At 64.5% G+C, this 24,671-nt stretch carries 21 protein-coding genes; 13 read left to right on the plus strand and 8 right to left on the minus strand.

The features are described from left to right. Positions 1-293: 293 nt before the first annotated feature. From dnaQ to P9254_RS13695, 5 genes are all read right to left on the minus strand, one after another. Entirely contained in the window at positions 294-1,001 is a 708-nt protein-coding gene (gene dnaQ, locus P9254_RS13675; protein ID WP_066991475.1) for a DNA polymerase III subunit epsilon, read from the minus strand. Positions 1,002-1,075: 74 nt separating this feature from the next. After that, complete coding sequence (gene coaE, locus P9254_RS13680) at positions 1,076-1,681, minus strand: dephospho-CoA kinase (RefSeq protein ID WP_278055162.1); 606 nt, start codon at positions 1,679-1,681, stop codon at positions 1,076-1,078. 1 nt (position 1,682) lies between these two features. Continuing rightward, the gene (locus P9254_RS13685) at positions 1,683-2,516 is read right to left on the minus strand and encodes a shikimate dehydrogenase (protein WP_278055164.1); all 834 of its coding nucleotides are present in this window, start codon (positions 2,514-2,516) and stop codon (positions 1,683-1,685) included. After that, positions 2,509-3,108 carry a Maf-like protein gene (locus P9254_RS13690; protein WP_067323506.1) on the minus strand — a complete coding sequence of 200 codons (600 nt, stop codon included), beginning with the start codon at positions 3,106-3,108 and terminating at the stop codon, positions 2,509-2,511. The genes P9254_RS13685 and P9254_RS13690 overlap by 8 nt, the downstream gene beginning before the upstream one ends. Positions 3,109-3,214: 106 nt before the next feature. Then, the gene (locus tag P9254_RS13695) at positions 3,215-4,132 is read right to left on the minus strand and encodes a pyruvate, water dikinase regulatory protein (protein WP_442920312.1); all 918 of its coding nucleotides are present in this window, start codon (positions 4,130-4,132) and stop codon (positions 3,215-3,217) included. A 306-nt stretch (positions 4,133-4,438) separates the two neighbouring features. On the opposite strand from P9254_RS13695, the gene hemE reads away from it, so the two are divergent. The 3 genes from hemE to rho all read left to right on the plus strand — a co-directional run bounded on the left by hemE (position 4,439) and on the right by rho (position 7,433). Next, positions 4,439-5,467 (plus strand): uroporphyrinogen decarboxylase, encoded by a 1,029-nt coding sequence (hemE, locus tag P9254_RS13700; RefSeq protein ID WP_278055167.1) that lies wholly within the window; start codon positions 4,439-4,441, stop codon positions 5,465-5,467. Continuing rightward, a complete protein-coding gene (hemJ, locus tag P9254_RS13705) occupies positions 5,464-6,000 on the plus strand; it encodes a protoporphyrinogen oxidase HemJ (RefSeq protein WP_066991492.1) in 537 nt (178 codons plus the stop codon). Before hemE ends, hemJ begins: the two co-directional genes overlap by 4 nt. Before the next feature lie 167 nt (positions 6,001-6,167). Further along, positions 6,168-7,433 (plus strand): transcription termination factor Rho, encoded by a 1,266-nt coding sequence (rho, locus tag P9254_RS13710; protein ID WP_082953824.1) that lies wholly within the window; start codon positions 6,168-6,170, stop codon positions 7,431-7,433. A 188-nt stretch (positions 7,434-7,621) separates the two neighbouring features. On the opposite strand, the gene P9254_RS13715 is transcribed toward rho, so the two are convergent. Further along, positions 7,622-9,640 (minus strand): thioredoxin domain-containing protein, encoded by a 2,019-nt coding sequence (locus tag P9254_RS13715; RefSeq protein WP_278055168.1) that lies wholly within the window; start codon positions 9,638-9,640, stop codon positions 7,622-7,624. 110 nt (positions 9,641-9,750) lie between these two features. On the opposite strand from P9254_RS13715, the gene mnmE reads away from it, so the two are divergent. The 5 genes from mnmE (at position 9,751) to P9254_RS13740 (ending at position 15,719) form a co-directional block, all read left to right on the plus strand. Then, the gene (mnmE, locus tag P9254_RS13720; protein WP_278055169.1) at positions 9,751-11,064 is read left to right on the plus strand and encodes a tRNA uridine-5-carboxymethylaminomethyl(34) synthesis GTPase MnmE; all 1,314 of its coding nucleotides are present in this window, start codon (positions 9,751-9,753) and stop codon (positions 11,062-11,064) included. A gap of 380 nt (positions 11,065-11,444) precedes the next feature. Further along, on the plus strand, positions 11,445-13,319 hold the full coding sequence (gene mnmG / locus P9254_RS13725; RefSeq protein ID WP_278055170.1) for a tRNA uridine-5-carboxymethylaminomethyl(34) synthesis enzyme MnmG: 1,875 nt from the start codon (positions 11,445-11,447) through the stop codon (positions 13,317-13,319). After that, positions 13,316-13,957: a 16S rRNA (guanine(527)-N(7))-methyltransferase RsmG gene (gene rsmG / locus P9254_RS13730; RefSeq protein ID WP_127247392.1), complete on the plus strand. Its 642-nt coding sequence runs from the start codon at positions 13,316-13,318 to the stop codon at positions 13,955-13,957. Before mnmG ends, rsmG begins: the two co-directional genes overlap by 4 nt. A gap of 17 nt (positions 13,958-13,974) precedes the next feature. Next, positions 13,975-14,772, plus strand: coding sequence for a ParA family protein (locus P9254_RS13735; RefSeq protein WP_278055172.1), 798 nt, complete (start codon positions 13,975-13,977; stop codon positions 14,770-14,772). A gap of 56 nt (positions 14,773-14,828) precedes the next feature. Beyond that, a complete protein-coding gene (locus tag P9254_RS13740; protein WP_127215706.1) occupies positions 14,829-15,719 on the plus strand; it encodes a ParB/RepB/Spo0J family partition protein in 891 nt (296 codons plus the stop codon). A 185-nt stretch (positions 15,720-15,904) separates the two neighbouring features. Here P9254_RS13740 and holA read toward each other — a convergent pair whose 3' ends face one another. Continuing rightward, positions 15,905-16,948: a DNA polymerase III subunit delta gene (gene holA, locus P9254_RS13745; RefSeq protein ID WP_278055175.1), complete on the minus strand. Its 1,044-nt coding sequence runs from the start codon at positions 16,946-16,948 to the stop codon at positions 15,905-15,907. A 532-nt stretch (positions 16,949-17,480) separates the two neighbouring features. Between holA and P9254_RS13750 the strand changes: the two genes are divergently transcribed. The 4 genes from P9254_RS13750 (at position 17,481) to lpdA (ending at position 22,731) form a co-directional block, all read left to right on the plus strand. Further along, positions 17,481-18,713: a 3-methyl-2-oxobutanoate dehydrogenase (2-methylpropanoyl-transferring) subunit alpha gene (locus P9254_RS13750; RefSeq protein ID WP_278055177.1), complete on the plus strand. Its 1,233-nt coding sequence runs from the start codon at positions 17,481-17,483 to the stop codon at positions 18,711-18,713. A 3-nt stretch (positions 18,714-18,716) separates the two neighbouring features. Continuing rightward, a complete protein-coding gene (locus tag P9254_RS13755; RefSeq protein WP_278055179.1) occupies positions 18,717-19,730 on the plus strand; it encodes an alpha-ketoacid dehydrogenase subunit beta in 1,014 nt (337 codons plus the stop codon). A 13-nt stretch (positions 19,731-19,743) separates the two neighbouring features. Beyond that, a complete protein-coding gene (locus P9254_RS13760; protein ID WP_278055181.1) occupies positions 19,744-21,057 on the plus strand; it encodes a dihydrolipoamide acetyltransferase family protein in 1,314 nt (437 codons plus the stop codon). A gap of 276 nt (positions 21,058-21,333) precedes the next feature. Continuing rightward, positions 21,334-22,731 (plus strand): dihydrolipoyl dehydrogenase, encoded by a 1,398-nt coding sequence (gene lpdA, locus P9254_RS13765; RefSeq protein ID WP_278055182.1) that lies wholly within the window; start codon positions 21,334-21,336, stop codon positions 22,729-22,731. 172 nt (positions 22,732-22,903) lie between these two features. Here the strand turns inward: lpdA and P9254_RS13770 are convergent, their stop codons facing one another. Next, positions 22,904-24,007 (minus strand): saccharopine dehydrogenase family protein, encoded by a 1,104-nt coding sequence (locus tag P9254_RS13770; protein WP_278051934.1) that lies wholly within the window; start codon positions 24,005-24,007, stop codon positions 22,904-22,906. A gap of 120 nt (positions 24,008-24,127) precedes the next feature. Between P9254_RS13770 and P9254_RS13775 the strand changes: the two genes are divergently transcribed. After that, positions 24,128-24,556: an Lrp/AsnC family transcriptional regulator gene (locus tag P9254_RS13775; RefSeq protein ID WP_066991894.1), complete on the plus strand. Its 429-nt coding sequence runs from the start codon at positions 24,128-24,130 to the stop codon at positions 24,554-24,556. The last annotated feature ends 115 nt before the right edge of the window (positions 24,557-24,671 follow it).

Raw genomic sequence — 24,671 nt, forward strand, 5'->3', positions numbered from 1 at the left:
CGGCGGGCCACCCATCGTATCGGGAGCCCGGCTTCGCGCCGGGCTTTTGTTGGGGCGTCTGAAATTAGCGACGGCATTCGTTAGGTCGTCATTCTGGGGCGGAGCAAGGAGCGGAGCGACGCGCGCAGACCCCAGCATCCATGCCTGACTCTAAGGCGTTGCGGCGGTTACAGAATTTTGCGCCGTTGCACTCTGCGCAAGGGTCACGGCATGGATACTCGGGTCAAGCCCGAGTATGACGAGGGATGGGCGGTTCGGCTAATCGCGTCGGTTGCCGCCGGGAGCGCCCCGGCTCAACCCGCAGACGCCACCTTCAGCCATAGCGCCTTTTCGCCGAGCGTGCCGACAAGCCCGGCATGCGCCGCCCGATCCGCCTCGGTGAGGCGCGGCGGCAGCGCGATCGGCCTCGCGCCGATCGAGATGTCGATATCGGCGACTTCGCCGCTACCGTTCATCTGCACGGCCACGGTTTCCAGGACCAGCGCCGCCTGTTTGCCGCCGATGAGCTCGATATAGACCTCGGCCAGCAATTCGGAGTCGAGAAGGGCGCCGTGCTTGGTGCGGCGGGTGTTGTCGATGCCGTAGCGGCGGCAAAGCGCGTCCAGCGAGTTCGGACCCATCGGATGCTTGCGGCGCGCGATCGCCAGCGTGTCGACGATGCGGCCGGGATCGATGGCCGGATGACCGAGTCGGCTGTATTCGAGGTTGAGGAAGCCAAGGTCGAACATGGCGTTGTGGGCGATCAGCTTGGCGCCGTCGGTGAAGGCCAGCCATTCCTCGGCGATTTCGGCGAAGGTCGGCTTGCCGGCCAGATCGGCCGCGCTGATGCCGTGCACGGCCTGCGCCTCGGCGTGAATGGCGCGGCCTTGCGGATTGATGAACTTGTGGAAGGTGCGGCCGGTCGGGAAACGGTTGACCAGCTCGACGCCGCCGAGCTCGATGATGCGGTCGTCGCGCAAATCGAGGCCGGTGGTTTCGGTATCGAAGATGATCTCACGCATTCGAATCAATCCGCTCTAAAGAGCAGAATCACAAACCGGAACAAAATGGCAATGGGGACTGCTGACAGCGGCCGTCAGGAAGCGTTTTTGCCGGACTTATCCCCGGTCAATTCGCTGACGATGGCTGCCACCGCCGCACGTGCGGCATCAAAACCCTGGCCGGTGTCGACGATGAAATCCGCCTGACGGCGTTTCTCGGCGTCAGGCACCTGCTTGGCGAGGATGGAAGCGAATTTATCTTCGCTCATCCCGGGCCTGGCGAGCACGCGGGCGCGCTGGATCTCGGCCGGCGCGGTGACGACCACGACCTTGTCGACGCGATTGCGGCCGCCGGTCTCGAACAGCAGCGGAATGTCGAGCACCGCAATCGGCGCCCCGGCCGCACGATGCCGAGCCAAAAATCCATCGGCGTCGGCCCGTACCAGCGGATGGATGATCGCCTCCAGCTTTTTCAGCGCGGCGGGATCGCCCAGCACTGTCTCGGCCAGCCTTGCGCGATCGACCACGCCCGCTTTTGTCGTGCCGGGAAAGGCTCGTTCGACCAGGGGTGCTGCCTTGCCGGCATAGAGGCGATGCACGGTCTCGTCGGAATCATGCACCGGAACGCCGGCCTCGGCGAACATCTTTGCCGTGGTCGACTTGCCCATGCCGATCGATCCGGTGAGGCCGAGCACGATCATGTCAATGCGCTTCGATGTCGGCGACGATCATGCGCCGCAATTGCGGCGTCACCTCAGGCCGCTTGCCGAACCAGCGCTCGAAGCCGGGCACGGCCTGGTGCAGCAGCATGCCGAGGCCATCGACCGTCTTCAGGCCGCGCGCCCTGGCGGCAGCAAGCAGCGGCGTCTCCAGCGGCACATAGACGATGTCGGTGACGATGGCGTGGCCGGGCAGACCGGCCGGATCGGCGGCGAGGGTCTCGTTGCCATGCATGCCGAGCGCGGTGGTGTTGATGAGCAGGCCGGCGTCGGAAAGCAATTCGCCGACCGCGCCGGCGCCATGCGCCGAAACCCCGGCGCCGAACCGGTCGGCGAGTTCCTCAGCCCTTGCCAGCGTACGGTTGACGATGCGGATGTCGTTGAGACCTCGGTCCTTCAGGGCGTAGATGACGGCGCGGGAGGCACCGCCCGCGCCCAACACCACGGCCGGACCATTCGCCGCCCAGCCGGGGGCATGTTCATCGAGATTGCCGGCAAAGCCGAGAGCGTCGGTATTGCCGCCCCACAGCACGCCGTCTTCCAGCCACAGCGTGTTGACCGCGCCGATGGCTTCGGCGGCCTCGTCGCGGCGTTCGACCAAGGCGAAGGCTGCTTCCTTGTGCGGGATGGTGACATTGCCGCCGCGATAGCCATTCTCGCCGAGTGATTTCATGAATGCTGCGAAATCCTCCGGCCGAACGTCGATCGCTTGGTAGCTGCCGTCGATGCCGTATTCCTCCAGCCAGTAGCGGTGGATCTTGGGCGAGCGGGAATGCGCGATCGGGTGGCCGGTGACGAAGGCCCGCTTCTCAACCATCGATCGCTCCCAATGCGCGCAGCTCCTTCAGCACCGGCAACAGCGGCAGGCCGACGATGGTGAAATAGTCGCCCTCGATCCTTTCGAAGAGCTGGATGCCCTCGCCCTCGATCTGGTAGGCGCCGACACTCGCCAGCGCCTTGGCGCCGACGCGCGCCAGGTGGCGGCCGATGAAGGCGGGATCGAGCTTGCGCATGGTGAGGCTGGCGATGCCGACATGGCGCCACAGCACTTCGCCATCGCGGCAGAGCACGGCGGCGCTGTTCAGCTGATGGGTCTTGCCCGACAAGGCCAGGAGATGCCTCCGCGCCCCTTCCATATCGGCCGGCTTGTGGAAGATTTCGTCGCCAAGCGACAGCGTCTGGTCGCAACCGAGCACCAGCGCGCCCGGCCGGCGCTCGCTGACCTCGGTCGCCTTGGCTTCGGCAAGGATCGAAGCGACATCCTCGGGAGACACGCCGCTGTCCTGCAAGGGCGCCTCGAGCGCGCGCTCGTCGACGTCTGCCGGCACCGCCTCGATGTCGAGCCCGGCATTGATAAGCATTGCCTTGCGGAACGGGCTGCCCGAAGCGAGGACGATTTTGCCGGCCATACTGGTTCACCAACGGTTGCGATCCGTCCAGCGCCCGTCATCCATCTCGGCGCTATGCGCCGAGCCACCTTCTCTCAGGACGGAATGCTCACTTATATCGCCTGCCCTAGCGCGTCTTTCCCCTCAGAGCAACGATGGCCGCCGCGGTTTCCTCGATCGAGCGCCGGCTGACGTCGATCATCGGCCAGCCATGCCTGGTGCAGAGCTGACGCGCATAGGCGAGCTCCTCGGCGATGGCGGCGCGGTCGACATAGTCGGTCGGCACGTAGTTGTTGCTGTTGCCGAGGATGCGGTTCTGGCGGACATGCGAGATGCGCTCGGCCGTGGCGACGAGGCCGACGATCAGCGGCGTCCTGGCGTTAATCAGGCTGTCCGGCAGCGGCACGCCGAGCACGATCGGAATGTTGGCGGTCTTGATGCCGCGATTGGCGAGATAGATGCTGGTCGGCGTCTTGGAGGTGCGCGAGATGCCGATCAGCACGACATCGGCATCGTCCATGTTGGCCGGCAACTGGCCGTCGTCGTGTTCCATGGTGAAGTTCAGCGCATCGATGCGGCGGAAATATTCGGCGTCGAGCACATGCTGGGCGCCGACGCGCCGGCCGGCCGGCGTGCCGAGATAGGACTGGAAGACGCTGAGCACGGGCTCCAGCACCGAAACGCAGGGCAGGCCCATGGCGGCGCAGCGCTCGTCGATGCTGCGCGCGAGCTTCTGGTCGACGACGGTGTAGAGAATGATGCCGGGCTCCTCCTCGATATCCTCGAACACCTTGGCGACCTGCTTTTCCGTGCGGATCAGCGGATAGATGTGCTCGATGGCGCGCGCGTCCTTATATTGCGCGGAGGCGGCGCGGCCTGCCGCCAGCAGCGTCTCGCCGGTGGCGTCGGAAATCAGATGCAGATGGAAGAAGCTCTGGGGTTTGTTCACAAGAGTTGGTTCCAGACTGTGGGCAGATGTGGACAAGGTTGGACAGAAAGGTCGTGACGTCGAAGGCGACTGTATCAGATGCCACCTTGTCCACAATTCGCCCCGCTGTAGGCTTTGTCGGGGCGCTGGGGACAAAACCGGGGATCAACTTTTCTTGGCCGATATCATCCACAGCTCGAGGTCCGCAGCAGAAGAGCCAAGGCGCTGACTCGAAAGCCTGAATCCAGTTCGTCCCCAGATCGCTCCAAATTGAGAAAGCGGCTGCGCGACAATATGCTGACTGGCCTTTTCGAGCGGCAGGCGGGACAGGTCGCAACCACCACAACCAACAGACTCTTAGAATCAGAAGACTCTTTTAAAATAGATATTTGATTTAAGAGACCTGGAGAGGGCGAGCACTGGATGGCTGGGAAACGGATCATGCTGGACGTCCTCAAGGGCGAGACGGTTTCACCGCCGCCGCTCTGGATGATGCGTCAGGCAGGGCGTTATCTGCCGGAGTATCGCGAGACCCGGAAGCGGGCCGGTTCTTTCCTCGATCTCTGCTATGACCCGGATCTTGCCGTCGAGGTGACGCTGCAGCCGATCGAGCGCTTCGGCTTCGATGCTTCGATCCTGTTCTCCGATATCCTGGTTGTGCCCGATGCGCTGGGACGAGATGTCCGCTTCGAAGAGGGATACGGGCCGATCCTCAAGCCGATTGCGGCGGCCGAAATCGAGGCCCTGGACGGCGAAACGTTTCACGTGAATCTCGAACCGGTCTACGAAACGGTCCGCCGTCTGCGTGCGAAGCTTCCGGTGGAAACGACCTTGATCGGCTTCTGCGGCGCGCCGTGGACGGTGGCGACCTATATGATTGCCGGCCGCGGCACGCCGGACCAGGGACCGGCCAGGCTTTTCGCCTATCGCGAGCCGGAGGCCCTTGCGCGGCTCCTGAAGATACTGGCCGATCATTCGGCCGCCTATCTCATCCGCCAGATCGAGGCCGGCGCCGATGTGGTGCAGATTTTCGACTCCTGGTCGGGTGTTCTCGATGAAGCGTCCTTTGAGGCGTTTTGCATCGAGCCCGTTGCCGAGATTGTCCGGCAAGTGAAGGCCGCGCGTCCGGATGTTCCGGTGATCGGGTTCCCCAAGGGCGCCGGCGAGCGCTATCGCGATTACAGGAAGAAGACCGGGATCACCGGTCTCGGGATCGACTGGACCGTGCCGCTGTCGATGGCGCAGGAATTGCAACGCGAAGGCGCGGTGCAGGGCAATCTCGATCCGCTTCGCCTGGTTGCCGGCGGCAGGGCGCTGGCCGACGGCGTCGATGCCATCCTTAGCACGCTGGGCAACGGGCCGCTGATCTTCAATCTCGGCCACGGCATCACGCCGGAAACGCCGGTGGCGCATGTCGAGGCCATGGTGAAAATGGTGCGGAGCCATCGATGACCGAGACGACCAACGAGAACAGCGCCGGCCAGGCGATGAAGCGCATGTTGATCGGCATCGTCCTGCTGGTCGTCCTGACCGCCCTGCTCTTCCTTGTGGCCCCGGACAGCTTCTATCCCTGGGCGAAGGCAATCCATGTGATTGCCGTCATCGCCTGGATGGCTGGGATGCTCTATCTGCCCCGGCTCTTCGTCTATCATGTCGACGCCGAGAAAGGCTCCGTGCAGTCCGAGACCTTCAAGGTGATGGAGCGCCGGCTGCTGCGCGCCATCATCAACCCGGCGATGACCGTGACCTGGGTGTTCGGGCTTTGGCTCGCCTGGAAGGGCTTCGGTTTCCAGGGCGGCTGGCTGCACGCCAAGATCCTCGCCGTGCTGCTGCTTTCGGGTCTGCATGGCTATCTCGCCGGCGCGGTGAGAAAATTTGCCGAGGACAAGAACGAAAAGCCGGCGAGGCACTGGCGGATCGTCAATGAACTCCCCACATTGCTGATGATCGTCATCGTCATCCTGGTCATCGTGAAGCCGTTCTGAGGCTTCCCCACACCCGGCAAAAGGCGGCTTGCTCTTTCAGGCGACCGACGATAAAAGACGGGTCTTCCTTCCCGTCATGCGCCGCCCCTTTCTCGCTTTCGGCCGCGCCCGGCATTTGTCGCATCCAGCCGATTTTTTCTCCCCAAAGCCTACCCAGAGTCCATCTAATGCAAGAAATGAAACTCGCAGAGTTCAAGAATAAGAAGCCGCCGGAGCTGATCGCTTACGCCGAATCGCTCGAGGTGGAGAACGCCAGCGTCATGCGCAAGCAGGAGCTGATGTTCGCGATCCTGAAGAAGCTCGCCATCCAGGATGTCGAGATCATCGGCGAAGGCGTGGTCGAGGTACTGCAGGACGGTTTCGGCTTCCTGCGCTCGGCCAACGCCAATTACCTGCCAGGTCCCGACGATATCTATATTTCACCGTCGCAGATCAGGCGCTTTTCGCTGAAGACCGGCGACACGGTCGAAGGGCCGATCCGCAGCCCGAAGGAAGGCGAGCGTTATTTCGCGCTGCTCAAGGTCAACACCATCAATTTCGATGATCCGGAGAAGATCCGGCACAAGATCCACTTCGACAATCTGACGCCGCTCTACCCGACCTCGCGGCTGAAGATGGAGGTCGACAATCCCCCGACCAAGGACATCTCGCCGCGTGTGATCGACCTGGTGGCGCCGATCGGCAAGGGCCAGCGCGCGCTGATCAACGCTCAGCCGCGCACCGGTAAGACGGTGCTGTTGCAGAACATCGCGCACTCGATCACCGCCAATCATCCGGAATGCTACCTGATCGTTCTTCTGATCGACGAGCGTCCGGAGGAAGTCACCGACATGCAGCGCTCGGTCAAGGGCGAAGTCATTTCCTCGACATTCGACGAACCGGCAGCGCGCCATGTGCAGGTCGCCGAAATGGTGATCGAGAAGGCCAAGCGCCTGGTCGAGCATGGGCGCGATGTCGTCATCCTGCTCGATTCGATCACCCGCCTCGGACGCGCCTACAACACCGTGGTGCCGTCATCCGGCAAGGTGTTGACCGGCGGTGTCGACGCCAACGCGCTGCAGCGTCCGAAGCGCTTCTTCGGCGCCGCCCGCAACATTGAGGAAGGCGGGTCGCTGACCATCATCGCCACCGCGCTGATCGACACCGGCAGCCGCATGGACGAAGTCATTTTCGAAGAGTTCAAGGGCACCGGTAACTGTGAAATCCAGCTCGACCGCAAGGTGGCCGACAAACGCATCTACCCGGCGATCGACATCCTCAAGTCCGGGACCCGCAAGGAGGACCTTCTGGTGCCGCGTTCGGATCTGCAGAAGATCTTCGTGCTGCGCCGGATCCTTGCGCCGATGGGAACGACCGATGCGATCGAATTCCTCATCGACAAGCTCAAGCAGACCAAGACCAACGCGGATTTCTTCGATTCGATGAATACCTGATCGGGCGCCGAGGGACCGGTCCTTTCTTCGGCATACAAGGCGGAGCAAGGAGCGAGGCGACGCTGCGCAGAACCCTAAGTCCATGCCGTTGTTTTTTGAGCTTTGCGGCGGTGCAGAATTCCGCACCGCCGCATTCGTCGGAAGCGCCGCGACATAGATCCTGGGTCAAACCGAGGAGACGAAGCTGTTTATTCCGGCCGCAACAGCTTCTCCAACTCGCCCGCATCCGTAACCGCCGGCAGGCATGTCTGTCCGCTGCAGAACCAGGCTCCCGGCTTGTCCGTCGGCGGCAGCACGCCGCCCGGCAAAAGCGGTTGATTCGCTTCCGTACCGATGGGCAGTACGACATCGACCCGGCGTGGATCGGAACTTCGATTCGCCACCGGAACAAGGCTTGAGGAATCAAGCTTGTCTATGATGACGAGCTTCAGCGGTTCGAGCGCCAGCGCGCACGCGTTGATGATGCCGGCCTGGCCGTAGGCTTGCTGCGCGGCGCGACCCATGGCGTGTTCGGCTGTCGTCCATGCCTTTGCCCAAAGATGGTGATCGCCGGTAAGGGACGAGAGCCGGACCAGCGCCTCGACGATCTGGCCGGTGGCGGAGGGGATTGCCTCATCGACATCGCCGCGGATACGGATCGGCACATCGACGCTGTCGGACGCCGTCAGATAATAGCCGGTCTTTTCAGGATCCTGATGCCAGCGGTCGAGCCGATCGATGAACTGCCGGGCATGGTCCATATAGGCAGAACTGCCGGTTGCCTCGAACAGCGCGATCGCCGCGTTGGTCATGGCGGCATAGTCGCTCGACAGCGCCGGGAAAAGCTTCTTGTCGCCGAGCATCGAATGCGGCAGGCGGCCGTCCTTGCTGGCTTCGACGATGTGGGCGAAGGCCTTGACGGCGGCGTCCACCCAGTCGGCTCGCCCGACGGAGCGGCCCGCTTCCGCGAGGGCCGCAATCATCAATCCGTTCCAATCGGTAAGCGCCTTGGCGTCGCGGCCGGGCCTGACGCGATTTTCTCTGGCAGCTAGCAATTTCGCCTTCAGCGCTGCGAGCTGAGCGTCATCGCTGATCCCCTGGCGCGGCTGTGCCTCGCTCTGGCGGATGATGGGCTTGCCTTCCCAGCCATGCGGAGCGGCGAGCTCGAAATATTGGAAGAAGCGAGCGGAATCAGCACCGAGTGCGGCTTCAACCTCTTCCCCGCTCCAGGTGTAGAACAACCCCTCCTCGCCTTCGCTGTCGGCATCGAGGCTGGCCGCAAAAGCGCCGCCCTCGACGCGCATTTCCCGCAGCAGCCAGGCCACGGTTTCCTCGATTCGCTTCCGAAACAACTCATTGCCTGTTGCCGCGAAGGCCCAATTGCACATGCGGATGAGCTGGGCGTTGTCGTAAAGCATCTTCTCGAAATGCGGGACCAGCCATTCGGCATCGGTCGAGTAACGGCTGAGACCGCCACCGACATGGTCGTAGATGCCGCCGGCGAGCATTTTTTCCAGGCTGATGAGCACGGCGTCGCGATGGGCGGTCTGGCCGTCGCGCAGCCAGGACAGCCACAGACTGTGCATGAAGGGCGCGTTGGGGAATTTCGGCGCGCCGCGCAAGCCGCCGAGATCGCCGTCGACCATGCCCTCGATGCGGCCGGCGAGATCGGCAAGCGTGCCGCGGTCGAGCACCGCCTTTCCCTTCGCGCCGGCCAGCCGCTGCTCGACATGGGTGGTCAGCGCGTCGGCGCTTTGGCCAAGGCTCTCCTGCTTCTCGCGCCAGGCCTTGTCGACCGCCTCCAGCACCTGGACAAAGCCCGGCCGTCCATAGCGCGCCTCGCGCGGAAAATAGGTGCCGCCCCAGAAAGGCTTACCATCGGGCGTAAGGAACATGGTCAGCGGCCAGCCGCCCTGCTCGCCCATGGCATGGAGTGCCGCCATGTAGATCTGGTCGATATCCGGGCGCTCCTCGCGATCGACCTTGATATTGACGAAGAGGCGGTTCATGACGGCGGCGACGGCATCGTTCTCGAAGCTTTCATGGGCCATGACATGGCACCAGTGGCAGGCGGCATAGCCGATGGACAGCAGGATCGGCCGTCCGAGTTCCTTCGCCTCGGCAAGGGCGTCCGGCGACCAGCCCCGCCAATGCACGGGATTGTCGCTGTGCTGCTGCAGATAGGGGCTGGCCTCTTCGGCAAGCAGGTTTCGCGCGGGCAAGGTCACAATGAGCGGCTCGGCTTGGTTGATGAGCAGGCAATTCCGGGAATGCTACGGCTGACGTCCGGAACGGCGCCTGAAAGAAGATACCTAGGGTGGTTCGGCAGGTCGGGCAAATGGCAACCTCGAAGGAATCTATCGTAGCGCTGTCGAGCGGTCGCCTGCCCGCCGGCATCGCCGTGATCCGCATCTCCGGCCCGAAGACTCGATTCGTACTCGAAACGATTGCCGGCGGCGGTATTAAGGATCGCTTTGCCACTTTGCGCAAGCTGATGGCATCCGACGGTTTGGTCATCGATCACGGGCTTGTCGTGTTCTTTCCCGGACCTAGCAGCTTCACCGGCGAGGACGTTGGCGAGTTCCATGTACACGGCAGCCGCGCCGTTGCGGCAAAAATGCTGGAAACGCTCACCGGCTTTGCCGGCGTCAGACATGCCCAGCCTGGCGAATTCACGCGGCGCGCCTTTCTCAACGGCAAGCTCGATCTGGTCGAGACCGAAGCGCTGGCGGACCTCGTCAATGCCGAGACGGAGGCGCAGCGACGCTTTGCCGTGCGTAACGCCGAGGGCGCGCAGAGCGAGCTCTATTCGGGGTGGCGCCGGCGGTTGATCCATGCCCGGGCAATGATCGAGGCGGAAATCGACTTCGCCGACGAGGAGGATGTGCCGGGTTCGGTCTCGAAGGCGGTCTGGACCGATGTGGCGGCGATGGCCGACGAGATCGAACGCCATATTCAGGGGTTCAAGTCGGCCGAGATCATTCGCGATGGCTTCGAGGTCGTCATCCTCGGCGCGCCGAACGCCGGCAAGTCCAGTCTGTTCAACGCCCTGGCCCAACGCGAGGCGGCAATCGTCACCGACGAGCCGGGCACCACGCGCGACCTGCTGGAGGTGGTGCTGGACCTCCACGGGATGAGAGTTCGGGTCGTCGATACGGCAGGCCTGCGCGAGGCCGCCGGCAAGGTGGAGACGATCGGCATCGAACGAGCGCGTGCCAAGGCCGGTGGCGCGGACCTGGTTTTGCTGCTGGAGGATATGGTCGATCCACAGCCCGTCGGCGCGGTTCCGACAGGTGTTCCGCTCCTGAGGATCGGGACCAAAACCGATCTCATGGGAGCGCGTAGAGGGGCCTATGATGTGGCCATCTCTTCCAAGGAAGGTACCGGAATTTCGGAACTGCTGGACGAGATTGCGGGTCGCGCCGCTGCCGCAGTCGGAGGGGCCGGTGAGATCTTGCCGTCGAGGCTCCGCCATATCGAGCTGCTGGAGGAGGCGAAGGATTTTCTCTCGGCGGCGCTGTCGGGGCAAAGCCTGGAGCTGCGCGCGGAAGAGTTGCGGGTGGCCACGGACCGGCTTGGGCGAATTATCGGCGCCGTCGATGTCGAGGATATGCTCGACGTCATCTTTTCCCAGTTCTGCATCGGCAAGTGATTCACGTGAAACGCGGGGCGGCTATGCGCTCCGGATGATTCACGTGAAACAACGGCAGGATGCGGCGGATGGTGTTTCACGTGAAACGAGTCCCGGCTCCAGACGCGTGACGTGCTAGCCAAACGGCGCTGCCCCTCATTGCCTGCCTCGTAGAAGGCGAGGACGGCTGGCCACTAAAGCCAATGGCGCTGATTCGCAGCGCTTGAGAAGTGAAAAATCGTCCGTGGGATAAGCGCCTTCCTTCCTTCGGGACGAGGTCGGACAGGCAGACCACTGGCACGCAGCCCATCCCCGGCGATCACCTCCGCAACGGACTGCATCCTTGACAGCGGAGGCTGGCGGGGACATGTGTCAAAGCATCTCTGAAACGGATTCTTGCAATGACCAATCACTATGACGTGGTGGTGGTGGGCGGCGGCCATGCCGGATGCGAAGCGGCGAGCGCGGCTGCGCGCGCCGGCGCCCGGACGGCGCTGGTGACGCTGCGCTTCGAGACGATCGGCGTCATGTCCTGCAATCCGGCCATCGGCGGACTCGGCAAGGGTCATCTCGTGCGCGAGATCGACGCCATGGACGGGTTGATGGGCCGCATCGCGGATGCCGCCGGCATCCAATTCCGCCTGCTCAACCGCCGCAAGGGCCCGGCGGTGCGTGGGCCGCGGACCCAGGCCGACCGCAAGCTCTATCGTCTTGCCATGCAGGCGGCGCTCCGCGAGCAGGCCAATCTCGACGTGGTGGAAGGCGAAGTCCTGGACCTCGAGATCGAGGACGGTCGGGTTGCGGCCGTGCTGGTCTCCGGTGACAGGCGGCTCGCCTGCGGCGCCGTGGTGCTGACGACCGGCACATTCCTGCGCGGGCTGATCCATATCGGCGAGAAGAAGATCGTCGCCGGCCGGATGAACGAGCAGGCGAGCCATGGGCTCTCGGCGACGATGGCGCGGGCCGGTTTCAAGCTCGGGCGGCTGAAGACCGGGACGCCCCCTCGCCTCGACGGCCGCACCATCGATTGGGCCTCGCTGGAACGCCAGGCCGCGGACGATCAGCCGGTGCCGTTCTCGCTGATGACAGACCGCATCGCGAACCCGCAGATCAAATGCGGTATCACTCGCACTACGCAACCGACACATGAGTTGATTCGCCTCAATTTGAAGCGTTCGGCGATGTATTCCGGCTCGATCGAAGGCGTTGGGCCGCGCTACTGTCCCTCTATCGAGGACAAGATCGTCAAGTTCGGCGACCGCGAGAGTCACCAGATCTTCCTCGAGCCGGAAGGCCTCGACGACGACACCGTCTATCCGAACGGCATCTCGACCTCGCTGCCGGAAGAGGTGCAGCTCGCCATATTGAAGACGATTCCCGGGCTGGAACGGGCGACGATGCTGCAGCCGGGATACGCCATCGAATATGACCATGTCGACCCGCGCGAGCTCAAGCCGACGCTGGAGACGAAGCGCGTCGCCGGGCTGTTTTTGGCGGGGCAGATCAACGGCACCACCGGCTACGAGGAAGCCGGCGCGCAAGGCCTGCTTGCCGGCATCAACGCCGCGCGCAGGGCATCGTCAAGCGAGCCGTTCGTGCTCAGCCGCACCGAAGCCTATGTCGGCGTGATGATCGACGACCTCACCAGCCGCGGCATCGCCGAACCCTATCGCATGTTCACTTCGCGGGCGGAGTTCCGGCTTTCGCTGCGCGCCGACAATGCCGACGAGCGGCTGACGCCGCTGGCCGACCGCTTGGGGATCGTCTCCTCCGAGCGGATGCAACGTTTCGGCGCGATCAGTGGGAAGCTCGACGCTGCCCGCGCGCTGGCAAAGTCGATCGCCTTCACGCCGAATGAAGCCGCGCGGCATGGACTGGAGATCAACCGGGACGGCGTTCGGCGTTCGGCCTACGACCTTCTCGCCTATCCCGGCGTCGACATGGCCTGGCTGACGCGGATCGAGCCACGGTTTGGCGAACTCGACCCCAACACGGCAGAGCGGCTTGAGACCGAGGCGAAATATTCCGTCTATCTCGAGCGCCAACAGGCTGACGTGGCGCAGATCAGGCACGAGGAATCGCGGCTCATTCCGGAGACCATCGACTTCGCGGACGTGCCAGGCCTTTCCAATGAGCTGAAGCAGAAGATGAAGGCACGCCGGCCGCGCTCGATTGCCGACGCGCAGCGCATGGAAGGGATGACGCCAGCGGCTCTGGCGATCATTGTCGCGCATGTTCGCAATGCCGAGCTGGCTGCACGAAGGTCGGTCGCGTGAGTGGCGATGCCTGGGCGGAGCTGCAGAAGGCAGCGGGTCCGGTTTCACGTGAAACATTCGAGCGGCTGCAGGCCTTCGAGCGGCATTTTCAAAAATGGAACCGCAGCATCAATCTGGCGGCGCCATCGACGCTAGACGACGTCTGGCGCCGCCACATCCTGGACAGCGCCCAGCTTGCGCGAATCGCGCCGACCGCAATGCGCTGGGTCGACCTCGGCTCGGGCGGCGGCTTTCCCGGATTGGTACTCGGTTTTCTGCTTGCAGAGAGGCCGGGCGCCACGATCGATCTGGTTGAAAGCAATCGCAAGAAGGCGTCGTTCCTGCAATCGGTCGTCGGCCAATTCGGCCTACCGGCGCGCGTGCTGGCGCGACGCATCGATGACAGCTATCCACTTGTTTCTGCACCGGAAGTCGTTACCGCGCGGGCATTGACGGCGCTTCCGGACCTGCTCGATCTTGCCGCACCCTGGCTGACCAAGGGCGCGCGTTCGCTTTTTCACAAAGGCCGGGATTACCGGGCCGAAGTGGAAGAAAGCGCTCACCGCTGGACCTTCGATCTGGTAGAACATCCAAGCATGACAGACGCTCATGGCGTCATTCTGGAAATCACCGATCTGCACCCGGCGACCCCGCAATGAATCACTGGCATCGACCCATGAAAACTGGACCGCGTATCATCACCGTTGCCAACCAGAAGGGTGGCGTCGGCAAGACGACCACGGCGATCAATCTGGCGACGGCGCTGGCCGCGATCGGGGAGCGCGTGCTGATCGTCGACCTCGATCCGCAGGGCAATGCCAGCACCGGGCTCGGCATCGGACGCAAGGATCGCACCGTATCGTCCTATGACGTGCTGATCGGCGAACTCGAGCTGGAGGCGGCCGCGGTGCCGACGGCGGTGCCGGGCTTGTCCATCGTGCCCTCAACCCTCGATCTGCTCGGCATCGAAATGGAGATCGCCTCGGCGCCAGACCGGGTGCTGCGCCTGCGCAATGCGCTGCGTGCGGCAGCCGCGCGCGCGGCGCCGTTCGGCTATGTGCTGATCGACTGCCCGCCGTCGCTCAATCTTTTGACTTTGAATTCAATGGCGGCGGCCGATTCCGTTCTGGTGCCGCTGCAATGCGAGTTCTTCGCGCTGGAAGGCCTTAGCCAATTGCTCGAAACGGTCGAGCAGGTGCGCGGCACGATCAATCCGGACCTCACCATCCAGGGCATCGTGCTCACCATGTTCGATGGCCGCAACAACCTCGCCAACCAGGTCGTGCAGGATGTGCGCGCGCATATGGGCGACAAGGTCTACGAGACGATCATCCCGCGCAACGTGCGCGTTTCCGAAGCGCCGTCCTACGGCAAGCCGGCAATCCTTTACGATCTCAAATGTTCCGGCAGCCAGGCCTATCTGCAGCTTGCCTCGGAAGTGATCCGACGCGAGCGCAAGCTGCGCGCCGCCTGAATAGCCCAGGCAATTTCCAATGGCCGATTCGATTCCGAAACGATCTGGACAGAAGAATGAGTGAAGACCAATCGAGAAAAAGACTGGGCCGCGGCCTGGCCGCGCTGATCGGCGAGATCGATCGTCCCGTCGCGCCCGAAAAGCCGAGCGCGGTCGCCGCGGATGGCAAGGTGCCGATCGAGTTCGTCAGCCCGAACCCGAAGAACCCGCGCCGGCATTTCGGCGACGCCGAACTCACCGACCTCGCCCAGTCGATCCGAGAGCATGGCGTGGTGCAGCCGGTGGTGGCGCGGCCTTCGCCGTCGCAGCCCGGCCGCTATGAGATCATCGCCGGCGAGCGGCGCTGGCGCGCCGCGCAGCGCGCGGGGCTGACCGAAATCCCGCTCATCGTGCGCGACGTCAACGACCGCACCGCGCTGGAGCTGGCAATCATCGAGAACGTGCAGCGCGCCGATCTCAATCCGGTCGAAGAAGCGCAGGGCTATCAGCAGCTGATCGACGAGCATGGCTACACGCAGGCCGATCTCGGCCAGGTGATCGGCAAGAGCCGCAGTCATGTCGCCAACACGCTGAGGCTCCTGAAGCTGCCTGACGTCATCCGCGACATGCTGGTCGACGGCGCGTTGTCGGCCGGCCATGCCCGCACGCTGGTCACAGCCGGAGATCCGGCGGGGCTCGCCAAGCGAATCGTCGAGGAGGGGCTTTCGGTGCGCCAGGCCGAGGCGCTGGCGCAAATGCCCGCGGGACCGACACCCGCCAAAGTAAGGTCCGCGCCGAGCGCGCCGGAAAAGGATCCCGACACGCTGGCCTTGGAAAAGCTGATGACCGACACGATCGGCATGATTGTCTCGATCGAGCATAAGGCCAAGGGCGGCACGCTGCGGGTCGACTACCGGTCGCTGGATCAGCTCGATGAGTTGTGCCGGCGGCTGAAGGACGACCGATAAGTAGCTGAATTACATGAAATTAGCCGACTAATAAAGTTCTGGCTTAGGATTAGATCTAGGCTGATATACTGGTGATAGGCACAACAAGGGCCGGCCGCTGCGTCGGCCTCTTCCTTTTTGCGGCGCCCGCGATAGGCGAAAGCCGAGGCGCCGGCCAATCGCCTCACGGGGGGAGGGCTGATCGCCTACCTCTGCGCCAGTCTCGCGCTTTCCACCGCGATGCCGAGCAGCGCCTGACGGGCCAGCGCCTCCGACAGGTCGGGCCGCTTGCGCGTTTGCAGCACAGCCGCCTGCAGCCGGTTCAGCGCGCGGCCGAGGGCTTCGCTGTTCCAGCGCTCGAGCGTCTTTTCCACCAGCTTGCGGCGCGAGAAGAAGACCGGTGGACGCGCTCCCGCCACGACCGAGGCGGCGTTGCGGCCGCCGGATTCCATCTGGCCGCGCATGACCTGAATCGCCTGCAATTGCCGCATCGCCGAGGACAGCACCAGGAAAGGATGGCCGCCGGAGGCACAATGCCGGGTGAAGGCAATGTCGAAGTCTCCGACCTTGCCGTCGAGCATGGCGTCGACCGCACCGTCGAAGGAGGCGCCGGAGACATCGCCGGACAAGGCGTTGACGTCGTCGAGGTCGATCTCCTTCTTGCCATGGGCGTAGAGCACCAGCTTGTCGATCTCGCCGCGCGAGGCCAGACGGTCGCCGCCGAGATTGCGGCGCAGCGCCTGGCGGGCGTCGAGCGTCATCGACATGCCGGCCTTGCGCAGCTCGTCGTCGATCACCGAGTCGAGATCCCGGGCCTCGTCGGCGTAGCAGGGCAAGGCGATGGCGTTGCCGGCTGCCTCGACGATGGCCCGCAGGCCAGTGCCCTTCTTCAGGTCGCCCGCCTCGATGAGGATGAGAGCATCCGGCGCCGGCTCCGCCGTCAGCGCCTTGATGTCGTCGGCCAGCGCCTTCTGGCCGCTGGCGTTGCGGACCCAAAGCAGCCGCCGGTCGGAAAACATCGGCACGGTGCGCGCCTCGTCGAGCAGACGGCCTTCGTCGCGGTCGACTTCCGCGCCATCCAGCTTGACCACTGAGAAAGGGTCGTCGAGCGGCAGCCCGGTCTTCAACGCGAAGGTCTTGGCCCGCTCGGCGACCAGGCCGCGATCGGGGCCGTAAAGCAGGACGATGGCCATGGACGGGTCCGGCCGCGCCAGCCACGAATCGACCTCGTATCCCTTCTTCTGTGCCATGCGGGATGAGTTAGCATGAGGCGGAGACGGAGTGAACGGAGAAGCGGCCGGCCTCTCTTCATCATCCTCGGGCTTGACCCGAGGATCCATGCCGTGACTTTTGCCGAGGAGCGCCGGGGTGCAGAATATTCTCCAACCGCCGCAACGCGTCAACGTCGCGGCATGGATTCCAGGGGTCTGCGCGCGTCGCTCCGCTCCTTGCTCCGCCCTGGAATGACGACCCTGAAGCAGAGTCTGTCACGCCCCTCTGCCCTGCCGAGCAACTCCCCACGAGGGTGGAGATTAGCTGCGTCGGCCGGCGCGCATGCCTTGATTGTCTTTTGTGGCGGCAAACGCTCCGCAAACTTCCGCCAAATTGCGCGACGCTTGGAAACATCGACAAGAAATTTCAGCGCCATATCTGCATCTTGTCGGCCATGTGCCGCATCGGCTCGACGAGGCTGATGACCGGGAGGACGGCCGCCATCTCGCCCGATGAAATGGCGGCGCGGATGTGCAAGTATCGCATCGGCAACATTGGAGGAGGAAGGTCATGGCCGATGCTGGAATGTTGCGCTTTCATGTTCCCGAGCCCGAGGTTCGGCCCGGCGGCACGCCCGACTTCTCGAATGTGACCATTCCCAAGGCCGGTTCGGTGCCGCGGCCGGAGGTCGATGTCGATCCGCGCACCATCCGCGACATGGCCTTCTCCATCATCCGCGTGCTTAACCGCGCCGGCGAAGCCGTCGGGCCATGGGCCGGGCTGCTCACCGACGAGGAACTGCTCGAAGGCCTGCGCCATATGATGACGCTCAGGACCTTCGATGCGCGCATGCAGATGGCGCAGCGCCAGGGCAAGACTTCCTTCTACATGCAGCATCTGGGTGAAGAGGCGGTGAGCTGCGCTTTCCGCAAGGCACTCAAGCCTGGCGACATGAATTTCCCGACCTATCGGCAAGCCGGCCTGCTCATCGCCGACGGCTATCCGATGGTTGCGATGATGAACCAGATCTATTCCAACGAAGCCGATCCGCTGAAGGGCCGGCAGCTGCCGATCATGTACTCCTCGAAGGAGCACGGCTTCTTCTCGATCTCCGGCAATCTGGCGACGCAGTACATCCAGGCGGTCGGCTGGGCGATGGCCTCGGCGATCTCCAACGATTCCCGCATCGCCGCGGCCTGGATCGGCGACGGCTCGACCGCGGAGTCCGATTTCCATGCGGCGCTGGTCTTCGCCTCGACCTACAAGGCCCCGGTCGTGCTCAATGTCGTCAACAACCAGTGGGCCATCTCCACCTTCCAGGGCATTGCCCGCGGCGGCTCGGGCACTTTCGCCGCGCGCGGTCTAGGCTTCGGCATCCCGTCGCTGCGGGTCGACGGCAACGACTATCTCGCCGTCCATGCGGTAGCCAAATGGGCGATCGAGCGGGCGCGTCGCAATCTCGGGCCGACCCTGGTCGAATATGTCACCTATCGCGTCGGCGCGCATTCGAGCTCGGACGATCCGTCGGCCTACCGGCCGAAGGCGGAATCGGACGCCTGGCCGCTCGGCGACCCGATCATCCGGCTGAAGAACCATCTCATCAACAAGCAAGTCTGGACGGAACAGCGCCACATCCAGGCGGAAGCCGAGATCCTCGAAACCGTGATCGCGGCGCAGAAGGAAGCCGAAAGCCACGGCACGCTGCATGCCGGCGGCAAGCCGTCGACGCGCGACATGTTCGAAGGCGTCTATGCCGAGACGCCGCCGCATCTCAGGCGCCAACGCCAGCAGGCAGGGGTCTGATCGATGCCCAGACGCACCATGATCGAGGCGATCCGCGACGCCATGGATGTCTCGATGGCTCGCGACGAGCGCGTCATCGTCTATGGCGAGGATGTCGGCTTTTTCGGTGGCGTGTTCCGCTGCACGCAGGGCCTGCAGGCCAAATACGGCAAGCACCGCTGCTTCGATGCGCCGATCAGCGAATCCGGCATTGTCGGCTCGGCGATCGGCATGGCCGCCTATGGGCTGAGGCCCTGCGTCGAGGTGCAGTTCGCCGACTATGTCTATCCGGCTTACGACCAGATCGTCTCGGAGGCGGCGCGGCTGCGCTATCGCTCCAACAACGATTTCACCTGCCCGATCGTCGTCAGGATGCCGACCGGCGGTGGCATCTTCGGCGGCCAGACGCACAGCCAGAGCCCGGAAGCGCTGTTCACGCATGTCTCCGGCCTCAAGACAGTGGTGCCGTCCAATCCGCATGACGCCAAGGGCCTATTGATCGCCGCGATCGAGGATCCGGACCCGGTCATCTTCCTGGAACCGAAGCGGCTCTACAACGGCCCCTTCGACGGCCATCACGACAACCCGGTGACGCCTTGGTCGAAGCACGAGCTCGGCGAGGTGGCGGATGGCCATTACACCGTACCGCTCGGCAAGGCGGCGATCCGCCGGCAAGGCTCGGCGGTCACCGTGCTCGCCTACGGCACCATGGTCTATGTCGCGCAGGCCGCGGCCGCGGAAACCGGCATCGATGCCGAAATCATCGACCTCAGGACGCTCCTGCCGCTCGACCTCGACACGATCGTCACCTCGGTGAAGAAGACCGGGCGCTGCGTCGTCGTGCATGAGGCGACGCTGACCTCCGGCTTCGGCGCCGAGCTCGCGGCGCTGGTGCAGGAGAACTGCTTCTACCATCTGGAGGCGCCAGTGGCGCGGGTCGCCGGCTGGGACACGCCCTATCCGCATGCGCAGGAGTGGGAGTATTTCCCCGGCCCCGCGCGGGTCGGGCGCGCGCTCGTCGAGACCATGGAAGCCTGAGGGGGGCCGGACGATGGGCGAATATGTCATCAAGCTTCCCGATGTCGGCGAAGGCGTCGCCGAGGCCGAGCTTGTCGAATGGCATGTCAAGATCGGCGACCTGGTGCGCGAGGATGCGGTGCTGGCGGCCGTCATGACCGACAAGGCGACCGTCGAGATCCCCTCGCCGGTCGATGGCGAGATCCTCTGGCTCGGCGCCGAGATCGGCGACACGGTGGCGATCGGCTCGCCGATCGTGCGGCTTAAAATAGCCGGCGAAGGCAATGTGAAAGCAGGCAGCGGTGCCAAGGCTGCGCCGAAGGCAGAAGCGCCGGCCGAGCCCGTGGAGGCAAAATCCCAACCGCTGTCGGACGCCTCGAAAGCGGCGCCGAAACCGGCACAGATCCCGGCCCAGCCTTCCGTCGCGGCACCGAAGGCTGGGCGCCCGGCGTCCGTCATCGGCGCGCCGCGCGCCGAAGGCGAAAAGCCGCTGGCTTCTCCTGCCGTCCGACTGCGCGCCAAGGAAGCCGGCATCGATCTGCGCCAGGTTGCAGGCAGCGGTCCGGCCGGGCGCATCAGCCATGAGGACATCGAGGCCTTCCTGGCGCGCGGCCCGCAGCTTGCCCGCGCGACCGGCCTTGCCCGCAAGGAGGGCATCGAGGACATCAAGGTCGTCGGGCTGCGGCGCAAGATCGCCGAGAAGATGGCGCTCGCAAAGTCGCACATTCCCCATATCACCTATGTCGAGGAGATCGACGTCACGGCGCTGGAAGAACTGCGCGCGGCGCTCAACAAAGAGAAGCGGCAAGACCGGCCGAAGCTGACGCTGCTGCCGTTCCTGATGCGGGCAATGGTCAAGGCGATCGCCGATCAGCCGAACCTCAACGCGCTGTTCGACGACGAGGCCGGCGTTATTCACCAACACGCGGGCATCCATGTCGGCATCGCCGCCCAGACGCCGACCGGGCTCGTCGTGCCGGTGGTCAAGCATGCCGAGGCGCGCGACCTCTGGGAAAGCGCCGCCGAGATCAACCGGCTTGCCGACGCGGCCAAGTCCGGCACGGCGACGCGCGATGAGCTTTCCGGCTCGACCATCACCATCACCTCCCTCGGGGCGATGGGCGGCGTGGCTACCACGCCGGTCATCAACTATCCGGAAGTGGCGATCGTCGGCGTCAACAAGATCATGGTGCGGCCGGTATGGGACGGCACGCAGTTCCTTCCGCGCAAGATGATGAATCTGTCGTCCAGCTTCGACCATCGCGTCATCGACGGCTGGGACGCCGCGGTTTTCGTGCAGCGGATCAAGGCCTTGCTTGAGACGCCGGCGCTGATCTTCGTGGATTAGTCGTATGGATACGGACGACGTTGCCCCCTCGTCATCCTCGGGCTTGACCCGAGGATCCATGCCGCGACCTCGCCCGAAGGGCGCGGCGGACCAGAATTCTGGACCGTTGCAACGCCTTCACGTCACGGCATGGATCCTGGGGTCTACGCGCGTCACTACGCTCCTTGCTCCGCCCCAGGATGACGAGATTCCACGGATATCGGCCAATCGCCACGGTCTGCGTTCGCCAGGCCCTAACCCTCTGCCAAAATCCCCGTGCTCAGCAACGAGAAGCCCATGAAAGAGATCTCCTGCAAGCTGCTCGTCATCGGCGCCGGTCCGGGCGGCTATGTCTGCGCCATCCGCGCCGGGCAACTCGGCGTCGACACGGTGATCGTCGAGTTCGGCAAGCCGGGCGGCACCTGCCTCAATGTCGGCTGCATCCCGTCCAAGGCGCTCATTCACGCGGCGGAAGAGTTCGAGAAGATCGCGCACATCGCCGGCGGCAAGGGGCCGCTCGGCATCGCGGTCGCCCCGCCGACGCTCGACCTGACCAAGACGGTCGCATGGAAGGACGGCATCGTTAGCCGGCTGAACAGCGGCGTCGCTGGGCTGCTGAAGAAGGCCAAGGTCAAGACCGTGCAGGGCTGGGCGACGTTCCGCGACGGCAAGACCGTCGAGGTCGAGACCGAGACGGGAAGCCAGGTGATCCGCGCCGAGGCGGTGGTGATCGCCAGCGGCTCGGTGCCGGCCGAACTGCCGTTCCTGCCCTTCGGCGGCCCGGTCATCTCGTCGACCGAAGCGCTGGCGCTGAGCGAGGTGCCGGACAAGCTCGCCGTCGTCGGCGGCGGCTATATCGGGCTCGAGCTCGGCATGGCCTTCGCCAAGATGGGCGCCAAGGTCGCCGTGGTCGAAGCCCTGCCGCGCGTGCTTGCGCAATATGATGCCGAGCTGACGCGGCCGGTGCTGAAGCGGCTCGGCGAGCTCGGCATCGAGGTGATGCTGGGTGCCAAGGCCAAGGGGCTGTCGACCAAGGGCGATGCGCTTATGGTCGAGACGGCAGATGGCAAGAACGCCAAGATCGCCGCCGACAGGGTCCTGGTCACGGTGGGGCGCAAGCCGCTCACCGAGGGCTGGGGGCTGGAGCAGATCGACCTCGACATGGTCGGAAGATTCATCCGCATCGACGACCAGTGCCGCACCTCGATGCGGGGCATCTACGCTATCGGCGATGTCACCGGAGAGCCGATGCTGGCGCACCGGGCGATGGCGCAGGGCGAGATGGTGGCCGAGATCGTCGCCGGCCACAAACGAGGCTGGGACAAGCGCGCGATCCCGGCGATCTGCTTCACCGATCCCGAGCTGGTCACCGCCGGCCTGTCGCCGGATGAGGCGAAGGCGCTCGCCGGCGAGATCAAGATCGGACATTTTCCGTTCGCAGCCAACGGCCGCGCCATGACCAGGCAAGGCGAGGATGGGTTCGTGCGCATCGTCGCCCGCGCGGACAACCATCTGGTGCTGGGCATCCAGGCGGTCGGGCAGGGCGTTTCGGAATTGGCCGCGGCCTTTGGCCTGGCGCTCGAAATGGGCGCGCGGCTGGAGGATATAGCAGGCACCATTCATGCGCATCCGACCCAGGGCGAGGGCTTCCAGGAAGCGGCGCTGAAGGCGCTCGGGCACGCGCTGCATGTTTAGAGGGAGCGTGATCTCCCCCCTTGAGGGGGAGATGGCCGGCAGGCCAGAGGAGGTCGCCGCGCGTGAAGCGCCGACTTCCGTCTTTGGCTTTTACATGCGCTGCACTGGCTGAGAGGACCCCCTTCTGTCGCCTTCGGCGACATCTCCCCCTCAAGGGGGGAGATCACACAGCTCAGCCCGCCAGGCGGCTCGCCGTCTCGTGCTGGGCGTAGGCGCGGCCGAAGCGGTTGGCCAGAAATGCGTCGAGCGCGATGTCTTCCTGCCGGACGAAACCTTTCGCCGGCAGCGTGCCGTCGGCCAGCATGTCGAGCACGGCGCAGATGCCGGAGGCGGTGGTGATCTGGATGGCGCTGCGAACGACGTTGCCGACGCGGTGCGAATAGATCTTGTTGGCGTAGGTCTCCTGCAGCAGGCGGCCGTTGCGGCGGCCCGAGACGGTGACGAAGACGATGACGACATCCTGCAGCGTCGCCGGCAGGGCGCTCTCGAAAATGTCCTTCAGCACGTCGCGGCGGTGGCGCAGCCCGAGGTCGTTGAGCAGCGCCTTCATGATCGCGGCATGGCCGGGATAGCGGATGGTGCGGTAGTTCAGGGTCCGCACCTTGCCCTTCAGCGTCTCGGCCAGAGTGCCGAGACCGCCGGAGGTGTTGAAAGCCTCATAGGTGACGCCGTCGAGCGAGAATTCCTCGCGCTCCTCCAGCGGCGGCACCTCGACCAGCTCGCCCTCGACGATCGCCTCGCAAGGCTCGCAATATTCGTTGATGACGCCGTCGGTGCTCCAGGTGAGATTGTAGTTCAGCGCGTTCGACGGATATTGCGGCAGCGCGCCGACGCGCATGCGCACGCTTTCCAGCGTGTCGAAGCGGCTGGCCAGATCGTTGGCGACGATCGAGATGAAGCCCGGCGCCAGGCCGCATTGCGGGATGAAGGCGCTCTTGCCCTCGCGCGCCAGCTCCTTGACCCGGCGGGTGCTGGCGACGTCCTCGGTGAGGTCGAGATAATGCACGCCCGCCTTCGCCGCAGCCTCGGCGATGCGGGTGGTGAGGTGGAAGGGCGCGGCGCTCAGCACGGCGAATTTGCCGGCAAGCGCTGCCTCAAGCGCGCCGGGCAGGGCGATGTCGAGCTCCTTGGTCTCGACGCCGGCCGGCAATTCGGCTGCGGCGAGCTGGGCCGCCGAGCGGTCGACCACCGTGACGCGGTAGTCGCCCGTGGTGGTAAGCATTTCAGCGATGGTCGAGCCGATCTTGCCGGCGCCGACGACAACAATGTTTTTCATGACGATACCCCTGCCAGTTCGAATTGGCAGGAATCATCGCAGCTTGCCTGTCGAAAGGAAGCTCGGAATCTGGCAAAATGAAACTCAGCATAGCGCAATTTGCCGAAGGGTTTCGTCGAAATGATCAGTGAAGCTGAACAGGCCCTGCTGACGCTGCTGCGCGCCAACGCGCGCGCCTCCACCGCCGAGCTGGCGAGAAAGCTCGGCGTGTCGCGCACAACGGTGCAGAGCCGGATCGAGCGGCTGGAGCAGCGCGGCATCATCGCCGGCTACGGCGTCAGGCTGTCGCCCGACTATGAGCAGGGTCTGGTCAAGGCGCATGTGCTGCTCACCGTCACGCCGAAACTCGCCGACAAGGTGGTGCGTAGCCTGGAGGCGATGCCGCCGGTCCGGACGGTACATTCGGTGAGCGGCAATTTCGACATGATCGTCATCGTCGACGCGCCGTCGATCCGGGATCTCGACGCGCTGCTCGACCAGATCGGGGCAATGGAGGGAGTGGAGCGGACGTCGTCGTCGATCATTTTGTCGACGCGGGTTGATCGGTGAGGGCAGCGAAACTGGTGATCTCCCCCCAAGTGGGGGAGATGGCCGGCAGGCCAGAGGAGGTCGCCTCGCGTGGAGCGCCAACCTCCATCTGCCGCAGCAGGCCGAGCCCAGTCGG

This window comes from Mesorhizobium sp. WSM4983 (genome assembly GCF_029625765.1).
In the GTDB taxonomy this organism is placed as follows: Bacteria; Pseudomonadota; Alphaproteobacteria; order Rhizobiales; family Rhizobiaceae; genus Mesorhizobium.